This is a genomic window from Brevibacillus thermoruber 423 (genome assembly GCF_000454065.1).
In the GTDB taxonomy this organism is placed as follows: domain Bacteria; phylum Bacillota; class Bacilli; order Brevibacillales; family Brevibacillaceae; genus Brevibacillus; species Brevibacillus thermoruber.
Window position 1 is genome coordinate 379702 of record NZ_KE695652.1, and the last position, 17625, is coordinate 397326.

The following is a 17625-nucleotide window of genomic DNA, read 5'->3' on the forward strand; positions in this document are numbered from 1 at the left end:
GCCAGAACAGGACGTTTCAGAGTATCGTTAGGATATCTTTCCGATCAAGACCTGATGCGTACGTTAAAGGAGATTGTACATGTTAGCACAAGAAATGGGTGTCATTTTTACCAGGCACGCGGAGCAGATGACCGCCAAACGCTGGACGGAGTTTATTCAGCAGTTGGAGAACAAGGGACTGTACGTGGTCATCGAAACGGACACGAACGGGCGGGTCATGAGCCCGTTTGGCGGATTGGTGCCGATGCCGTGCAAGGACGAGACGCTCCATATCCTGACGGAAGAAGAACTGCAGCAGCGGGGCCTGCCGCGCGGCCATCACATTATCACCAAACCCAAGGCCAAGGCCGTCACCACCTAGCGGGCAGACCGCACGGCCGCTGCACAGAGACGAATACGCACACGCAAACCTTTCTCATCCCGGAAGCGGGACGACGAAAGGTTTTTTGTTTGTGCCGCGGCGAGAGGGACCGACAAACGCCTAGATGCATACGGTGGTAACGAGAAGAAAAAGCGCCCGCCGGGCACGTGCGGAGCAAACAAGCTCGCCCCGTCACCGGCAGAGGCAGCGGGAAGCAAAAGGAGGAGTCTCATGGAGCCCAGCAATGCGCTTCGCAAATTGCAGGAGGTGCAGTTTGCGCTCGTCGAGCTGCAATTATATCTGGACGTGAACCCGGGAGACCAGCGCGCCGTTCATCAATACAACTGCTTGTCCAAAGAGCTGATGGTCTTGAAAGCGGAGTATGAAACGAAGTGCGGCCCGCTGATGCAGTACGGTTTTTCGTCTTCCCCCAGCCGCTGGGTGTGGACCGCCACGCCGTGGCCGTGGGAAATCGAGTATTGAGGTGAACGGCGATGTGGATTTATGAAAAGAAGCTGGAAATCCCCGTCCGCGTAAGCAGGCCGGACCTGCAAATGGCCAAATTTCTGATCACCCAGTACGGCGGGCCGGACCGGCGCAAAGGTATGACTACACCCAAAAGCTGATCTCGATCCGGCTGCCGTCGTATACGGTGACCTGGTGAACGATCTCCCGGATTCCATTTTTCAGCCGTTCCCGGTCGTCGTTTTCCACGGCCTCTTGGAGGGTGGTGATTCTGTTCCGTATCTTCGCCTGTACCGCCTCCGGGGATACCTCGGCCTCCACACGTTCCTCCAGCGTCCGTATCTTTTCACGCAATGCCCGTTTTTCCTCGTTCAGCCTCGTCTTGGCTTCCAGCAGGTCGGCCTCGTCCAGAATCCCGAGCTCGAATGCGCGAATCTGCCGCTGGAACCTTTCGTCCATGAAGGCGAGCTGCCGTTTGGACTGGGAAAGCTCCCCACGGATGTGGTTTTCCTGCACGGAGACGGCATGCAGCGGAACGTCCAGGTCAGTCTGGCTCAGGCTGACGATTTCCCGAATGACCTGTTGGTCCAGAGCGGAACACGGGATGTAGTGGTAAAAGCATTGGCCTTTTTTGGTGTAGCCCGCGCACAGGTATCGGGCCGGTGGACGGTACTCCCTGCCGTTCTTTTTGCAGGTGGTGTCCATGCCGTACATTTTCGCTCCACAGTGGCCGCAAAACACGAGCCCGGAGAGGAGATAGCGGCTCCCTTTGGAGCGCGGGGCGGCACGCTGGCTGCGGTCGAGGACGTCTTGGAGTTTCCGGTACGTCTCCTGGTCAAGGATGGGCTCGTGGGTTCCCTCGACCAGCAGCCACTCGTCCGGAGGGCGTTGGATCAGCCTGCCGTTTTTCCGCGCATGCTGATTCCACACCGTATTGCCCCGCAGCATTTCGTTTTTCCAGAGGAAGACCCGGACGGCCTTCAATGTCCACTCCCGTCCCCGTTTGGTCCGTACGCCGTTTTCGTTCAACATCTTGGCTACGCTCCAGGTGCCGTGGCCGTTTAGCGTCATGTCTACCATTTTTCGTACCCAGTGCGCCTCTTCCTCGTTGATGACGTATTGACCGTCCGCCACGTCGTACCCAAAGCAGGGAGCGGTGACCGGCCTGCCCTGTTTGGCAGCGTGGTACATGTTTTCACGAACGCGCTCCGCGATCCGTTCCCGTTCAAATTCGGCGAAGACGCCGAGGAGCTGCAGCACCATCCGGCCGACGGCGGTGCCGGTGTCAAACGTCTCGGATGCCGACTTGTAGGTGCAGTCGTACATGTCCAGTTCATCGACGAACGTAAGGAGATCGATGAGTCGCCGCGTCAGCCGGTCGATTTTGGTCGTGATGACCATGTGGATGCGGCCGGCCCGAATGTCATCCGTCATCCGTCGGAAGGCCGGTCGGTTGGTGTCTTTGGCGGAGTAACCGTCATCGATGAAGAACGCGTAATCCGTCCATCCATGCGCGGTGCAAAAGGCACGCAGGCGCTCCTGCTGTTCCGGGATGGAAAACCCTTCGCGGGCCTGTTCCTCCGTGGAAACGCGGATGTAAAGAGCAATCGTCATGGGTGCAATCCCCCCTCGCCAGTCGGTTCCTCCTCGGCCGCCGCGATCAACACAAAGACAAGGGGCGTTCGCGCCGTCTTTTCACTGGAAGCATCCCAACGATCGTGATGCTTTTGAAACGGCCAGACGCGTACGCCATGCGCAAAGCGGCCTCATAGAACAGGTATATGCCGGGACGTCGGGCGATCTGCGCCTCGGCGAGGTGTTCGCAGCAAACAGTCCCGTCCACGTGTCCACCCCGCATACAAAGAGTACGGAGAGGGGGTGATGGTGTGGCAAGAAAGCCAAAACCGCTTGTGGTCTTGCCGCACAAGGTCTATATCCGGGCAGCAGGTGAAACGGTGGACATGACCCCTGACCTTCGAAAACAAGTCAGCAAGAAGTGTGCAGACGTCCTGGTGCGATGGGCAAAAGCCTCCGTGATGGAGGAACTGGGCATCGGGTGACCGATGCCGGATGGGACAACCCCTGGCAGGAGGGGGATGGGAGAGGCGGCACCAGGATGGCGGATACAGGAAAACGACGGCCGTATCGGGAGTGGAAAGCAACCAAATTGGTGATGCCGACTGTTTCTGGTGAATGTTACCATGTAAGGTAGGAGGGGATTCGATGCGTGTATTTGGAAAATGGTTTGGTTTTGTCCTGCTCAGTACGTTCGTTTGCGTTGTGTTAACCTTTGCAGGAATGGTTGGGGTCATCATCGCCGGTGGGATCATTATCGGGACGTTACTCTTTCTCACCCAGTTGTTTTACGAGGAAGTGGGCAGACTCCACAGGAGTGTCCAATTCCTAAGCAAAAAAATAAACAGACGTGGAGACGAGTAATGAGTCACATAGGCGATTTCGTGTCGTCATGGTTTTTCTCGCATTTGCGTACGACGATTTTCGTTTAAGAGTCATCGTAATCGATCAGTGCAAATTGATTCTTATCCTAAGTGTCCCTGGTTCATCGCCTGCCCACAAAATGTCCGAAAAAATTGTTAGTAGCGTTCAATTTCAACGCACTACTACAAAGCCAAACAAGCTGCATACCTGATTACACAGAATAAGGAATTGGCTGAAGAGATCGTGCAAGATGCTTTTCTGATTTGTTATCAAAAGCTTCACTTATTACGAAATCCAGCGTGTTTTCAAACATGGTTTTACAAAATCCTGGTAAGGATGAGTAAAAAAGCATTACAGAAGGTTGCTGTGGCAGCCGTTTTTTCATTTCGCTAACGGTCAATCTGGTTTAAGGAGAGAGTGGTATAAAAATAAGTAATATTTAAAATTTTATCTGATTTTTATGCTATGATATATCCAAAATTTCTTAGAAATGGGGATGACCAACTATGTCGACAAGTATACATAAGGGTGCGTTCACCGCAAAAACCGAAGATGGATTTGTAGTATTTATTATCGGTGTGCGATTAAATAAACTTTCTGGTTTTTTTAAATGGATATCAGCCATACAGGCAATGACACCAATGCTTAAGGAACTTTATCAAAATCCAGAGTTAGGATTCCTTCAAGAGACAACTGTCATTGGCTGGCGTACAGTAACGACGATTCAATACTGGAAGTCGTATGAACACTTGGAAGCATATACATATGGAACTACACACTCAAAAGCGATGAAAATGTTTTACCAAAAAATAGAGAAAAGCGGAGCGGTAGGTTTATATCATGAAACCTACAAAGTTGAAAAAAATGAATCCCTTTATATTAACATGCCAATATATGGTTTGGCTAAAGCATTCTCGCATGTGCGAATTACCAATGAACTTAATACCGCAAGAAAACGTATGGAGCGTACTTCATTTTTTGAGTGAACGGAAATCGATCATTCATTCGGATGAAGGTGTAATCACGCACATCTTGATTCATTTCGCACATAGCCTGAGAAAACAAAGAAGGGTGAGGTGCTTTCACTGGATCACGTCCATCATGTTCCACGGCATATTGTAGCCGTTTCGGCTTTTGTGACCAATCAACAATGGCACGTACTATTGGTGAAGACCCATCGGCGCTCGGATACGTGGGAGCTTCCGGGAGGCCAGGTGGAAGAAGGAGAACCTTTGGACAAAGCGGTTGTTCGGGAATGTTTGGAGGAAACGAATGTAACCATACAGCCCAAAGGCATCACAGGTGTTTACTATAATGCTGCCAGTCATATTCTTACCGTTGTGTTCTACGGCGAATATGTAAGCGGTACGATCCAGATTCAACCGGAAGAAAATCCAAGAAGCCAAATTTGTAGCGTTGCACGAATCAAACATAGACGCGTACATCACACGACCTCATTTTCAATCCCGAACGCTTGACGCGATGGCGAAGAAGAGTATGGTGCCATATGAGTCATGGACCGTGAATCCCCATGAACTCCTCGGACGAGTGGGCGATTGAATTGTACAGCAAAACGGGACAAGCACATGCGCAATCGTCGAAGCCTTCGCGTCAAAGAGGGCGCTCATGCTGTCCGGGAAACTCATCCCTTTGCGACAATACGGCGGGCCGGACGGCGAACTGTCTGCGGCGCTCCGCTACCTGAACCAGCGCTACACGATGCCGAACGAGCGGGCCAAGGCGCTGCTGACGGACATCGGCACGGAAGAGTTGGGGCACCTGGAAGTGATTGCCACGCTGGTCCACAAGCTGGTCAAAGACGCCACGCCGGAGCAGATGAGGGCAGCCGGGTTGGGATCGATGTACGCCGAACACGAAAAGGCGCTGTTCTATACGGACGCCAACGGCAACCCCTGGACTGCGGCGTACATCCAGGCCAAGGGCGACCCGATCGCCGATCTGGCGGAGGACATCGCCGCCGAGGAAAAGGCCCGTGCCACTTACCAATGGCTGATCAACCTGACGGACGACCCGGATGTGATCCAGGTCTTAAAATACCTGCGCGAGCGGGAAGTGGTCCACTCCCAACGCTTCCGCGAAGCACTGTGCATCGTGGAAGAACACTACAAGACGAAAAAGTATTTTTGACGAAGGAGGGATGCGCGCATGAAGAAGGAACAATCCCGCGAAACCGCCGCCAAAGGCAGCCCGCATCCGGTCACCCGGGCAGGCCACTTTCCCCCGCGGGTCGGCTTTTACCCGCCGGGGACGGGAAGCTATCCGCCCGTGAATCTGCCTCCAGCCAAACCGTACCCGCCCGACCCGTACATGGACCAGTTTTCGCTGCCGGAAGCGCTGGTAGCGGGCACGCTGTTTCGGTGGCTGTATGATCCGTATGAGAATCCGTACCGGGAGTAGGAAAGCGTTTGGGTATATCGGAGAGCCATCCACGTTCAGGCAGCGGATGGCTTTTTGCTTTTGCAGCGGGGAGCTTGTGACAACCATGTCCGAGGCTGCAGTTTATTTGTCGTCTATTTGTGAAGATTAAAAACCAACATTTTTTTACAAAAAAGTAGTTTACAAGATTTAGGGATAGATTGCAGAATGAATATGTAAAATATTAGAAATAACGGGAGGTTGATCTAGATTTATGCCGCTGAAAAAGTAAGAAATGGACTGTTATCGGCATTGGTTGTTGGTATTTCGGTTACGTCAATGCTTGCTCTGAACACAGCACTGGCGAAAAAAGAGGTTACAAGTATCGAGGACTTGGAAAAGTACGCCTTGGAGAAACATGTTAACATCATGCTCTATAATGAAGAAGGGAAAATTGAGAATGAGTTCCACACCGACGGATTGGAAGTGACCTATGAGTATCAAAATGGCAAAATGGTTTCATCCATAGATAATAAAGGCAAAAAGCAGAAGTATATTTCTAACGATGATTTTGTGGAAATCGTAGAATACGAGAATGACAAAGAGATATACAGACGCGGACTCTCTTCCAAGCACTACAAGTTTCCTGAAGTGACAACCGAAGAAAGAAAAAAATGGATATGGAAAAAATTGAGGAAGCGAAAAAGGCGAGCGACTCTGTAGGCTCTCTTAGTTTAACCGAATACGAAAATTATTACGTCAATGGCGTTCTCATGAATGATATTGCGGTTTCCCAACCGAACCATTCAGAAGAAAGGTTCAATTATGCAAGTGCTATGAGTGAGAGTGAAATCCAGACATTTTTTCAAAACAAAAACTCAATCTTGAAGGATCCGGTGCAGATATGGCGAAAAGACTCAAATGGAAATGTTTATAATACTGGGAAAACAATCGTTCCTTCGAAAGCTATTGCGACTGCCGCTACAACCTACGTTATGAATCCCAAGGTGGTGATTGCTACCTTGCAAAAGGAGTCTAGTTTAGTTAGCGCCGCCCCTGGCAGCGTGAGTTATTCTTCTCGTCGATTCTATTACGCTATGGGGTATGGGGCAACTGATGGCGGTGACATTAACGGTACAAGCGGCTTTGATATTCAAATTGACAGAGGTACGAAACTGCTCAAGGATCTCTGGTGGCAAGCACCAGTCAATCAACCGTCTCGGTTTGATGGCATCAATTATAATAAAACGGTTACTTCAAACGGTGTAACCTATAAAAACTACATTTGGACAAAGAACTGGGGGACCTGGGCACTGTTTAAGTATACGCCACATGCATTGGATATTAATTTGCTGCCGACAATCGGTGGAGGAAACTATTTGTTCTATCAAATCTTTAAAGGTTATTGGGGGACGGATTGGTCTTAAGAGGATCATCCCGTTATAAGCAACCTTCGATGCTTATGAAGGTTGCTTCTTTCTTAAAGAGGAGGACAAACGTATATGATTCGAAATAAACTTGTTTTTTTGCTGTTGATCTCTTGTTTTGTGGTTATTACGGGATGTTCTGGGAGACTGGAATCGCCGTCATCCGAGAGTCAAGCGGAATCCGTGATTCAGAAAGAAAACCTGACGGCGATTTCGATTCTAATGTATAGAGAAGGCTCGGAAAAAGCTCAACCGGAACTGATTTCAACCATTTCCGAAGAATCGAAACGAAAGCAATTTGTGAATTGGATGAACAAAGGAACCAAAAAAAACCTTGACGGAACGGTAAACTCCCTTTCCGTATTGATTTTAGAATATGGAACGAACGAGGTCGTCACACAACGAAAATACCTCATGTACGCAAAGACAAAAGAGGGGGACCACTACATCAAACTGTTCGAAATGAGGCCAGATTTTGACCTTGACTCTTACAAGCAAAAAGATGCGGAGAGACTGATTGCCCTGCTTGGTAAAACGGATTGGTATAAAGTCGAGCAACCTCCTTACTGAGACCTCAGCGCTATTATGTGCGGCGATGCTGAAAATGAAGGCCGTGAGTATCCTGGGATTCCTTAAAGATAGCGGCAAAATCTTTAGAAACGGTTTCATCAGCGGTTTGGTTCCGATGATCTTTCTCATGTCTTTCACGTATTCGATCATCCATTTCCCACCCAACGAAAGAATATTTCTAATGATACCACAATTTGGAGTGGTCGGGAACACAAAGAGCCCCGCGTAACGCGGCGGGGCCATACGGGAAACGCTGCCGAGCGGATGAGTCAACTGCTGAAAAAGCCGCTGCTGGAATGCTTTTTCTTGTAATGGGCGCTTCCGTAGTACGCGTGTCCGTGTCCATGACCGCGGCCATCATGCTGCTTGTGATAGCCGCCGTGCTTGTAATCGCTGCTGCTGTACCGCCGGTATGTACGGGAAGCGGGACGGCTGCCGAGCAGGCTGTTTATCAGTTTTTTGAACAACATGACCACTCCTTCAGACTGCTGGTTATATACGCTTACGAATGAGGCGGGCCATGGTTTCAGGAAAAAGCCGGTGTCATTTGAAGACCGGCAAGCTGACCAATCGACTTGCCGGTACAAAGCGAGAGAGCCGACGGAAAAACCGCCGGCTCCTTTTTGCGTGAAGGCGGACGCCAGGCGCTTGCCGGCGCCACGACGCTGACCGTGCCGCGTCTGATCCGCTTGTCCGGGGCCGGGTAGACAAGAGCCAAATTTGCGCGGAAAGCGGTATGCGTCCAAGTGTTCGTCTTTTGTCTGCATACTATTTAGCAAGCGTTTTGCAGCAGCGTGCTGCTTGTCGGCCAAAACGAGCGGAGGCTTCGGCTATGAAGCGATTGTGCATTCCGAGAAAGGGGGTATCGCGACCATGAACATACTGGTGACAGGCGCCGCCGGCTTTGTCGGTTCCCATCTGTGCGAACGGCTGCTGCAGATGGAGGGAACGGAAGTGGTGGGCCTCGATGTGTTTGTCAATCCGTCGCTCGCTCCTGTCAAACAGAGAAATATCGCCGCGCTCGTCAACCATCCGCGCTTTCGGTTTATCCAGGAAGACCTGCTCCAGGCCGACCTCCCCGCCCTGCTGCAAGGAGTCGATGTGGTGTATCATCTGGCTGGCATGCCTGGTGTTCGTTCCAGTTGGGGCAGCGATTTTCAGTTGTATGTTACGCACAATATCCTGGCTACCCAGCGGTTGCTGGAGGCGGCCCGCATGAGCAAGCTGGATCGGTTCATCTACGTGTCCACCTCGTCCGTCTACGGTGAAAAGACCGGACAGGTCCCGGAAGACGCTCCGCCCGTGCCGCTTTCCCCATACGGTGTCAGCAAGTTGGCCGGCGAGCATTTGTGCAATGTGTATCGGCTTTGTTACGGGGTGCCGATTGTGATATTGAGGTATTTTACCGTGTACGGCCCGCGCCAGCGGTCCGACATGGCGTTCCATTTGTTTATCCGCAGCCTGCTGAACCACGAACCGATTACGGTTTTTGGAGACGGCCGGCAGACCCGCGATTTTACGTACGTTGCCGACTGTGTGGAGGCCACGGCTGCGGCGCTGACGGCAAACGGGGTGATCGGCGAGACGATCAACATCGGCGGTTTGGAACGGGCCTCCGTACTGGACGTCATCGCCATGCTGGAGCGGTTGACGGGAGAGAAGGCCACGCTCCGTTTCACGGGAAATCTCCACGGGGAACCGAGACACACGTGGGCTGACATCTCAAAAGCGGAGCGGCTGCTGGGGTACCGGCCCGTTGTTTCCCTGGCAGACGGCCTGGCCCGGCAGATCGCCGACATCCGTTCCGTGCTTCCCTGAACGACTGCAGCGAACAGCACCGGCGGCGGTGCACAGCGAATCGGTCGTTCGCCTCGATCCCCCCTTTGGACAGGAACCAAAATTCCGCTATGGAGAGTGGACATCTGCTCAGACCGACAAGCAGACAGGTTCATATAGTGTTACAAGTCAAAGGGGAATCCGATGACAACATGCAAGCATGACACTTGATGGTGGGAGGTCATAGGCAGATGGCACAAGAAACCTGGTTGGAGCATCTGAGCGAAACGCTGAAGGGCGAAAACGGGATCGAGGAATTGGAGGTTGGGATCGAATACGCGGACGGCAACAAGAAGAAACTGATCTATTCGTCCGGCCATGACCCGGTCCTGGAAGAGGACCTGAACGAGGAAGACGACGAAGAAACGGAAAACGTCGTCTCGCAAGCGGCCGCAGATGAAGAGGACGAAGACGACGAAGACGAAGACGAGGCAGGATCCGAAGAAGAAGACGGCGAGGAAGAAGCCGACGAAGATGGGGACGAAGAAGACGAGGAAGAAGACGCAGACGGGTCCGATGAAGACGAAGAAACGGACGAGGAAGACGAGGACGAAGAAGAAGACGAGGATGGGGACGAAGGCGACGACGAGGAAGAGAACGAAGAGGAAGACGAGGAAGAAGACGCAGACGGGTCCGGTGAAGACGAAGAAACGGACGAGGAAGACGAGGACGAAGAAGAAGACGAAGATGAGGACGAAGAAGAAGACGAAGATGAGGACGAAGAAGAGGACGACGACTAAGAACAGCATCAGCACACAACGCGTCGAGACGATGCGCCGAGCAGGCGCATCGATTTTTCTTTTTCCGGTGCGGACGAGAGGGCGGTTGGCACGATTTCTCAAGTGCGGATAGATATTTGTCCGTTACGTGATCCCTTCGCAACGAATACCTTATAAAAGATTTACACCGATTTACAAAACGTACTTCGGAGGGAGACAATGGATCAATATGTTATCAAGCCGTGGGATAACCCAGAGGCAACAGGACCGAAGCCTGTAGATTGGGATTTGCACGTGCCGCCGGAGATCGACGAGCTGGCGGTGAAAGTGATGACTCACTACGACATGTCTGTCAGCGATCGCAGGTTGATCACCTCGAAACCTGACAAGGGCGGTGCCATTTGGCGGATCCAGACCAACAAGGGGCCGCGCAGCCTGAAGCTGCTGCACCGCGCTCCGGCGAGGAGCATGTTTAGTGTCGGGGCGCAAGCGTACATTCACCAACAGGGGGGCAGGGTTCCCGCACTCATCCCGGCAAAAGACGGCAAACTGTTTGTCGAGAGCGGCGGGAAGCTCTGGATCGTCACCGACTGGGTGGAACCCCTCACGCCGGCGACCAAAATCGACCTCGCAGGGGCCCAGCAGTTGTGCTACGGGCTGGGTGAGTTTCATCGCTACTCCAAGGGGTACGTCCCTCCGCAAGGGGCAAAGAACGCGTCACGGCTGCACAAATGGCCCAACTACTACAAGAAGGTGGCCAAAAAGATCGGTTGGCTGCGCGAAGTCGCCAAAGTGTACAACGACATTCCTGCCAGCAAGTCCATTCTCTCCGTTGTCGACCTGTTTGAGCGGCAGGCCTGGGACGCGCTGCAAAAGCTGAACGAGTCTCCCTACCGGCACATGGTGGCGATGGGCGAACCGTATTGGGGACTGGTTCACCAGGATTACGGATGGTCCAACGGGCAGATGGGGCCGGGCGGTCTGTGGGTGATAGACCTGGACGGGGTCGCGTACGACCTCCCCTTTCGCGACCTGCGCAAGCTGATTACGAGCACGATGGATGACATGGGCGTCTGGGATACCACCTGGATGCGCGGCATGATCGAGGCTTACCACGAGGCGAATCCGCTCAGTGCGGAAAGCTTCGACGTGCTGCTGATCGACATGGCTCTCCCCAACGAGTTTTACAAGCATCTCAAAGAGGTGTTTTTCGATCCGGTGACGTTTTTGAGCACGGGAGGAGTGGAAGCCATCCAGCAGCGGATTGTCGCCGCGGACCAATCCAAGTGGCAGGCGCTGGCGGAGCTGGCCAAGGACAAATCCAAATACAAAGCGGAACATTACGAGCAGTTGGCGGCGTTGCGCCAACCGCGCCGGCCGGTCAGGGAAAGCGTGCCGGATGCGGACAAATGGGTCCTGCAAAAGCCGGCACAAGCAGACGCGCAGCCTGAATCGGCGAAGAAAGGGAAACGGCGTACGGCAGAAGAGCCTGCTGCCGTGTTGAAGGAAAAGGAACGGGTCGGCGCTTCGCCGTCCGAAACCGAGGTGAAAGACCCCGCCGACGTATCGAAGGCACCCGTCGTGCGGGATAAAGCGCGGGTAAAACTCAAAGCCGCAGGCGCCAAGGGCGTTTACCGCAAGCGTGTCCGCAAGGTGAAACGAGAAGAGAGCCGCCTGCAGAAAAGACGGCCGTCGGTGAAAACGGCGACAAGCGTGAGCCGGCGCAAACCGGAGACGTCCCGGTCAACGACGAAGCGCAAACCGGTACAGACGTCCCGGTCGACGACGAAGCGCAAACCGGTCCAGACGTCCCGGTCGACGACGAAGCGCAAACCGAAGCAGAAAAGCAAAACCGGCGTCATCAAGCTGAAAAAGTTGATCAAACGAGCGGCCTCAACGGTGCAGCGCAAACGAAAGGTACAGAAACCATCCGCATTGACAAGGAGAGCGGACAAAGACAAAAAGCAGGCAGTCAAAAACAGAAAACGCCTCTTCGGCCAAACAGCGGCGACTTGAACCAAGGCGGCCAAAGCTGCCGTCCGAAAGCCGTACGGCGACAAGTGAGCCAGACTGACCGCCGGCTTGAACCAAGCGGCGTGATGGGAAAGGAGAATTCGGATGAAGGGGTTACTAATCTGTACGGAAAAATTGCCCGTACCGCCAATCCGGGGCGGTGCCATTCAAACCTATATCGCCGGTATCGTCAATGTTCTCGGCAAGCATCACAACGTGACGGTGTTGGGGACGTCGGATCCGTCGCTTCCGCAGGAGGAAACAAAAGGGAATGTTCGGTACGTGCGCGTCAACGGACAGGGCGCCTATGAACTGTACGCGAAAGAAGTGATCCAATTTCTCCGCAGCAATTCGTACGACATCATTCACGTCTTCAACCGGCCGCGCCTGGTGCCGTTGATCCGGGAAGCGTGTCCTCGCGCGCGGATCATTTTAAGCATGCATAACGACATGTTCGATCCTGCCAAAATTGATCCCGACGTAGCGGTCAGGGCGATCGAAGAAACGGAGCGGATCATCACCATCAGCAATTACGTGGGCAAGGTGATTTGCGGGTTGTATCCGCAGGCGGCGCCCAAGGTACGCACCATCTATTCGGGTGTAAATCTGGACCTGTTCGTTCCCTGGGAGCGGTCGCAGGCGGCCAAGCAAATTCGCAACCAGCTCCGCTCGCAGTACAAACTGAACGGAAAGCAGGTCATCTTGTTTGTCGGACGGCTCACTCCGAAGAAAGGTGCCGACATCCTGGTCCGGGCGATGAACGAACTGTCACGCCGCCATTCCGACATTGCGCTCGTCCTGGTCGGAGGTTCCTGGTACAGCGTGGACAAAGTGAGCGATTACGTGGCCTACGTCCGCGCTCTGGCGGCGCGTTCCCCCGTTCCGGTCATCACGACGGGATACGTGCCGGCCGAACAGATTCACCACTGGTTTTGGGCCGGCGATATTTTTGTCTGCCCCTCGCAGTGGGAGGAACCGCTCGCCCGCGTCCACTATGAAGCGATGGCCGCCGGACTGCCGTTTGTCACGACGCAGCGAGGCGGGAATCCGGAGGTGATCGTCAACGGCAACGGCCTTTTGGTCGAACAGCCGGAAAATCCGCAGGCGTTTGCCGAGAAGCTGCACACGCTGCTCTCCAACCGCGATCTGCAGCGGAGAATGGGCAATGCCGGCCGGCGTTTGGCCGAGGAACGATTCACGTGGAACCGGGTGGCAAGTGAAGTGCTGCAAGTCTGGAACGGATAGCTGCCCGTTGAATCGTCCGCCTTGTGGATGGCAAACCAAAAAGCGCGTCCGTTTGGAAAGTATACAGGGAGGGTATGACCGGCACACGTTTGCTGCGGGATCGTTTATCGGTGCAAAACCGATTCGCGCGGCTGGCACGTGCCGGGATACGCCTCCCTGTTCTCTTTTTTCAGCGGGCCCGCGATCAGCATCTCACCGGGCCGTTTGAGGAACGCAGAGGGGCAGCGCGTCAGCCGGAACGGCGAAAAGGCACGGTCCACGGCCAGGCGGCGCCGGGAGCACCTGCGGAACAGGCTTGTCCGCCTGTGGAAAGCGAACACGCCAAGGGGCATGATCGAGGGAAAACGCTGCTCGGCTCGGGCGCGGACCGTACGCGCGACAGCGAATCGATCCGGGATTCGCCCGAGCCGTCAGGCAGACACGTCTGATTTCACATGCGTTCAGGAGGTCGGGATGACGGCCACAATCCGATTCAGCGGAATGATGACACTGCCGGGGGCAGTCTCGTCGCTGGGAGCGGGCTTCAGCTCGATGATGCCGTCTTCCACGCGAACCAGGTTCCCGAACCGGTAACGGCGGCTTTGCGCTCCCCAATCGACGGACAGGATGACTTCGACCGTTTGCTTGTGCTTCATGTATCGTTCCAGTTCCTTTCGCAGGCTGTTCATGCTGACGCAATCCGCCGTCTCCGGAGAGTCGACATTCACCTTGACGACAGGAGGCGGGATGATGGCGGGCGGCGGTGCGTCCACACGAACCTCGGGCGCCGCGACGTTCACCTGAGGGACAGGCGTGGTGACGTTTACCCGCGGCGATCGGACATGTACGCGCAACGTCTTGCCGCTTCTCTTCCTGCGCCGCGTTGTTCTGGCGGCGCGAGAACGGGAGCGGGACGCGGTACGGGCACCCCTCTTTTTCGCTGCTTTGGCCGATTTCAATGCTGACACCTCCATCTGTGCATGGTGTAGGATATGCACGGCGGAAGTGCCGGAAATGGACAAATATCCAGCAGGCGAAAAAATGAGCCAGTCCTTGCCGAACGGGCCAGGGCCCGTACCGGATATGCGCGTTCGCGAATGTCGGCCGATCCGTCCGCCACTTGTGCGAAATCGCCAGCCGGATTCCGAGGAAGGCAAATCGCGCAGCTTTGCGTAAGGGACGTACCTGCCCACGGCGGGACGTCCGGCTGATGGCCGAACAGACTGGCGGAGACTGCCGCGGCGGCGAAAAGCAGAAAGGTCTGGACCGTGCAGATCAAGCCGAGTCCGGTCATCAGAAGCGGCGCATTGCCTGCTTGGGGCGGGATGAACTGCGGAAGGAGATCATTCGACGCATTTTTCCAAATGCAGAGGAATTTTTTAAAAAGGAAGGAAAATCGTGTATAATGATCGGGAAATCCCTAAAACGTATGCTGGAGGTCTCGTGCATGAATCACTTGCAGCTTGAACCCATGGGAGTGGGAAGCCTGCTGGATCGGAGCTTCTCCGTCTACCGGCATCATTTTGTCCCGTTTTTTCTATTGACGATGCTGCTGTTTGGACCGTTTCTCCTGATTCAGGAGGTATTGATAACCGATCTCGGCAGCATGCCCCTGGTGACGAGCGATGACGAATCGTCGACCTTTTGGGAATTCTGGCAAAACCGCCTGGGGGCGTCCGACGCCACCCTGACGGACAACCTGGGGCACCTGCTGTTGTACCTGCTCGTCTGGGTGCCGGTGACGATGCTGTTTGTCTATCCGCTGATGCTCTCGGCGGCGCTGCTGATGACCAGGGCGGCGGTGACAGGGGAGCCGGTCAACGTGAAAGCGGCGCTAAAGCAGGCGCTGAGCCGGGTGTGGCCGCTGGCCGGCAGCACGTTTGTGTTCGGACTGATCATGGCAGGCATCATGCTGGCCTTTGTTCTGGCCATCGTTCTCTTATCCGTGCTCGGATTCGGCATTGCCGGCCTGGCGGCGGAAGACAGCGATCTTTCGCCGGTCGCCGTCATCGTTTTGATGATTGGCGGGTACCTGCTGTTTCTCGCCGGAATCGTGCTTGTTCTCGGTTTTTTTCTGCTTCGCTGGGGGTTTTACCTGCCGGTGGTGCTGCTGGATCATGAGGGGATCGGCATCTGCCGGAGCTGGAAATTGACGAAAGGCAGCTTCTGGCGTCTAATGGCGCTGTATCTGGTGCTGACGGTGATCTATACCATCTTCTCCGGCGGCATCTCCGCCTTGTCGATCGCCGCTTTTGGCGTATCCATCCTGAGCCAGTTGATCCAGGTGCTGGTCTCGTGTCTGCTCATCCCGTGGATGATGATCGTCTACGCCCTTGCCTATCTGGATTTGAAGGTCCGCTATGAAGGGACTGACGTGGAAGCGATGCTGAGGAGGCAGGCGGAGACTTCGGCTGCGGCGGAGTTGGATGGCAGCCATGATTGATGCGAATCAACTCTCCCGCGACAAGGAACGGCTGGCGGAGATTTTGTCCGCCGACGAGTATGCCGTCCAGTCCGGGGAGGGGGAAAGCTGGCTGGATTCGCTGCTGGAGCACATCGTGGAGACCATCGCCCGCCTGCTGCGGCACGCCGACGTGCCGCCCGGAGCGGCCAGCACGCTGTCCGGCGCAATCATCGCCGCCGCCCTGATCGGCCTGGTTGTGCTGATCTGCTGGCTGGTCCGCCGGATGGTGCGGGCGGAACAGCGAAAAGCCGCGCTGCTGGCGAGGGGGGAACACATCCGCACGCACGCGGATTGCCTGCGGGAAGCCAAGGAGCTGGGACAGCGGGGCGAGTGGCGGGAAGGCATTCGCCTCATGTTTCTGTCCCTGCTCTTGTACCTGCAGGAGCGGTCGTGGATTCGGGTGGAAACGTGGAAGACCAACTGGGAGTATATGGATGAGCTGCGCGACCGACAGCCGGACCTGGAAGCGCTCTTTCGCCGTCATGCGCACGCCTTTGAACAGGTGTGGTACGGCAGGAAGAGCGTGGACGAGGCGGTCTTTTGGCGGCATGTGAGCGAACTGGAACGGCAGTGGAGCGGGGAGGGACAACATGGGGACCGTCACTAGATACCGTGCGGCTCTCGCCGCCGCCGTACTGCTGTTTCTCGCGCTGGGCTGGCTGCTGATCAAACCGGCCGCCCCGTCGTATCCGCCGTACGTCTCGTTTTCGCCTCAGCCGGCTGGTCTCAAGGCAATCGCGACGCTGCTGGGGGAAAAGCGGAACGGCGTCAAGGAGTGGCGCCAACCGTGGCGCTTTCTGCCGCCGGGCAGCGGCCAGGCGCTGATTGTGGTCGAACCGCGCCAGGTGACGGACAGCGAACGGGAGGATATCCTCCGCTGGGTGGAGAGCGGCAACGACCTGATCGTGTTTGAACGCAATCCGTCTGGATGGGAGGAGGCCCACCTGTCGGCCTCCGCAGCGGGCGAGGCAGGAGATGAGGCGAAAGAGAGGCCCATCCACGGCCCTTCCGCCGGTCAGGGCCGGACCGGTCTGGTGCATGCGTACATGCGGCTGGACAACACGCCGGACCTGGAGCCGCTCCTTTCCGACGATCTGGGCATCATCGCCGGACGGACGAAGGTGGGGGCGGGTACGGTCACGCTGTTTCTCGTGCCCGAGTGGCTGACGAACGAGCAGGTGATGAACCATTCCCACTTCGAACTGATCTGGCCCCACCTGCAGGGGGACTGGAGCGTCACCTGGCTGGATGAATACCATCACGGCTATCGGCAGCAGCCGGGCATTCTCGCCGTCTACCCGGGGTGGCTGGTGGCGGCCCTGGCCCAACTGGGCGTGGTGCTCCTGCTTTGGCTGTGGCGGAAGGGAAAACGCTTCGGCCCCGTCTACACCCTGCGGGAATGGACGGTCCGGCGCGGGGACGAAACGCTGCTGGCCGTGGCGAGCTGGTACGAACGGCGCCGCTTGGCCCTGGATGCCTTGAAGATCCGGGAGGCGTACCTGCGGCAGATGATGCAGGAGCGCTGGGGGCTTCACACCCGGGCTTCGTCCCATGAAATCGCGGCGGCCGCCAGGGCGAGATGGAGCGAAGCGGAGGCGGCCGCGCTCATCGGACTGCTGGAGCGGATCGAGGCGGCAAAAGCGGCGGGGCGCTGCTCGCTCAAGCAGTTGGTGGCCGACAGCCGCATGCTGGATGACATGACAGAGCGCTTGGAAAAGGAGTGAATGTGAC

Annotated in this window: 23 protein-coding genes and 2 pseudogenes; 22 read left to right on the forward strand and 3 right to left on the reverse strand. The window is 55.4% G+C overall.

Features of this window, described 5'->3' with window-relative positions; all coding sequences use genetic code 11:
* Positions 1–79 precede the first annotated feature (79 nt).
* From M516_RS0116400 to M516_RS25255, 3 genes and pseudogenes are all read left to right on the forward strand, one after another.
* Positions 80–361: a hypothetical protein gene (locus M516_RS0116400; RefSeq protein WP_029100083.1), complete on the forward strand. Its 282-nt coding sequence runs from the start codon at positions 80–82 to the stop codon at positions 359–361.
* Between the two features lie 231 nt (positions 362–592).
* A complete protein-coding gene (locus M516_RS0116405) occupies positions 593–844 on the forward strand; it encodes a spore coat protein CotJB (protein ID WP_029100084.1) in 252 nt (83 codons plus the stop codon).
* 11 nt (positions 845–855) lie between these two features.
* A pseudogene (locus tag M516_RS25255) lies at positions 856–954 on the forward strand (manganese catalase family protein); the annotation flags it as partial.
* Between the two features lie 16 nt (positions 955–970).
* Here M516_RS25255 and M516_RS0116415 read toward each other — a convergent pair.
* Positions 971–2440, reverse strand: coding sequence for a recombinase family protein (locus tag M516_RS0116415; RefSeq protein ID WP_029100085.1), 1470 nt, complete (start codon positions 2438–2440; stop codon positions 971–973).
* A 272-nt stretch (positions 2441–2712) separates the two neighbouring features.
* Here M516_RS0116415 and M516_RS25685 point away from each other — a divergent pair, with 272 nt between their 5' ends.
* The 10 genes and pseudogenes from M516_RS25685 to M516_RS0116455 all read left to right on the forward strand — a co-directional run bounded on the left by M516_RS25685 (position 2713) and on the right by M516_RS0116455 (position 7638).
* Complete coding sequence (locus tag M516_RS25685; protein WP_156110336.1) at positions 2713–2886, forward strand: hypothetical protein; 174 nt, start codon at positions 2713–2715, stop codon at positions 2884–2886.
* A gap of 163 nt (positions 2887–3049) precedes the next feature.
* Positions 3050–3265, forward strand: coding sequence for a hypothetical protein (locus M516_RS0116425; RefSeq protein WP_029100086.1), 216 nt, complete (start codon positions 3050–3052; stop codon positions 3263–3265).
* Positions 3266–3433: 168 nt separating this feature from the next.
* The gene (locus M516_RS26360) at positions 3434–3658 is read left to right on the forward strand and encodes an RNA polymerase sigma factor (RefSeq protein ID WP_081656571.1); all 225 of its coding nucleotides are present in this window, start codon (positions 3434–3436) and stop codon (positions 3656–3658) included.
* A gap of 113 nt (positions 3659–3771) precedes the next feature.
* Entirely contained in the window at positions 3772–4251 is a 480-nt protein-coding gene (locus M516_RS0116430) for a DUF4188 domain-containing protein (protein ID WP_029100087.1), read from the forward strand.
* 99 nt (positions 4252–4350) lie between these two features.
* Positions 4351–4825, forward strand: a pseudogene (locus tag M516_RS24905) (NUDIX hydrolase).
* Between the two features lie 66 nt (positions 4826–4891).
* Entirely contained in the window at positions 4892–5413 is a 522-nt protein-coding gene (locus tag M516_RS0116440; protein ID WP_051188252.1) for a manganese catalase family protein, read from the forward strand.
* An 18-nt stretch (positions 5414–5431) separates the two neighbouring features.
* A complete protein-coding gene (locus tag M516_RS0116445; RefSeq protein ID WP_029100090.1) occupies positions 5432–5683 on the forward strand; it encodes a spore coat associated protein CotJA in 252 nt (83 codons plus the stop codon).
* 270 nt (positions 5684–5953) lie between these two features.
* Entirely contained in the window at positions 5954–6364 is a 411-nt protein-coding gene (locus M516_RS24385) for a hypothetical protein (RefSeq protein WP_152523412.1), read from the forward strand.
* Positions 6322–7068 (forward strand): hypothetical protein, encoded by a 747-nt coding sequence (locus M516_RS24390; RefSeq protein WP_152523413.1) that lies wholly within the window; start codon positions 6322–6324, stop codon positions 7066–7068. Before M516_RS24385 ends, M516_RS24390 begins: the two co-directional genes overlap by 43 nt.
* Before the next feature lie 75 nt (positions 7069–7143).
* A complete protein-coding gene (locus tag M516_RS0116455; protein WP_029100091.1) occupies positions 7144–7638 on the forward strand; it encodes a hypothetical protein in 495 nt (164 codons plus the stop codon).
* Between the two features lie 269 nt (positions 7639–7907).
* Here the strand turns inward: M516_RS0116455 and M516_RS0116465 are convergent, their stop codons facing one another.
* The gene (locus M516_RS0116465; RefSeq protein WP_029100093.1) at positions 7908–8105 is read right to left on the reverse strand and encodes a hypothetical protein; all 198 of its coding nucleotides are present in this window, start codon (positions 8103–8105) and stop codon (positions 7908–7910) included.
* Positions 8106–8213: 108 nt separating this feature from the next.
* On the opposite strand from M516_RS0116465, the gene M516_RS26175 reads away from it, so the two are divergent.
* From M516_RS26175 to M516_RS0116495, 6 genes are all read left to right on the forward strand, one after another.
* Positions 8214–8345, forward strand: a complete 132-nt coding sequence (locus tag M516_RS26175; protein WP_271139618.1) for a hypothetical protein — start codon at positions 8214–8216, stop codon at positions 8343–8345.
* A 166-nt stretch (positions 8346–8511) separates the two neighbouring features.
* Positions 8512–9456, forward strand: coding sequence for an NAD-dependent epimerase/dehydratase family protein (locus M516_RS0116475; protein ID WP_029100094.1), 945 nt, complete (start codon positions 8512–8514; stop codon positions 9454–9456).
* A gap of 209 nt (positions 9457–9665) precedes the next feature.
* Entirely contained in the window at positions 9666–10214 is a 549-nt protein-coding gene (locus M516_RS25690) for a hypothetical protein (RefSeq protein ID WP_051188255.1), read from the forward strand.
* A 198-nt stretch (positions 10215–10412) separates the two neighbouring features.
* Positions 10413–12209: a CotS family spore coat protein gene (locus M516_RS0116485; RefSeq protein ID WP_029100095.1), complete on the forward strand. Its 1797-nt coding sequence runs from the start codon at positions 10413–10415 to the stop codon at positions 12207–12209.
* Between the two features lie 102 nt (positions 12210–12311).
* Positions 12312–13451, forward strand: coding sequence for a glycosyltransferase family 4 protein (locus tag M516_RS0116490; RefSeq protein WP_029100096.1), 1140 nt, complete (start codon positions 12312–12314; stop codon positions 13449–13451).
* Between the two features lie 74 nt (positions 13452–13525).
* On the forward strand, positions 13526–13879 hold the full coding sequence (locus M516_RS0116495) for a hypothetical protein (RefSeq protein WP_029100097.1): 354 nt from the start codon (positions 13526–13528) through the stop codon (positions 13877–13879).
* Positions 13880–13891: 12 nt separating this feature from the next.
* Here M516_RS0116495 and M516_RS24395 read toward each other — a convergent pair whose 3' ends face one another.
* A complete protein-coding gene (locus M516_RS24395; protein ID WP_152523414.1) occupies positions 13892–14284 on the reverse strand; it encodes a hypothetical protein in 393 nt (130 codons plus the stop codon).
* Positions 14285–14877: 593 nt separating this feature from the next.
* On the opposite strand from M516_RS24395, the gene M516_RS0116505 reads away from it, so the two are divergent.
* Genes M516_RS0116505 through M516_RS0116515 form a run of 3 tightly spaced genes read left to right on the forward strand, consistent with a single transcriptional unit; the run spans position 14878 to position 17618 of the window.
* Positions 14878–15873, forward strand: coding sequence for a DUF7847 domain-containing protein (locus tag M516_RS0116505; RefSeq protein WP_029100099.1), 996 nt, complete (start codon positions 14878–14880; stop codon positions 15871–15873).
* Complete coding sequence (locus tag M516_RS0116510) at positions 15866–16501, forward strand: DUF4129 domain-containing protein (protein ID WP_029100100.1); 636 nt, start codon at positions 15866–15868, stop codon at positions 16499–16501. The genes M516_RS0116505 and M516_RS0116510 overlap by 8 nt, the downstream gene beginning before the upstream one ends.
* The gene (locus tag M516_RS0116515) at positions 16485–17618 is read left to right on the forward strand and encodes a DUF4350 domain-containing protein (RefSeq protein WP_029100101.1); all 1134 of its coding nucleotides are present in this window, start codon (positions 16485–16487) and stop codon (positions 17616–17618) included. Before M516_RS0116510 ends, M516_RS0116515 begins: the two co-directional genes overlap by 17 nt.
* Positions 17619–17625: the final 7 nt, after the last annotated feature.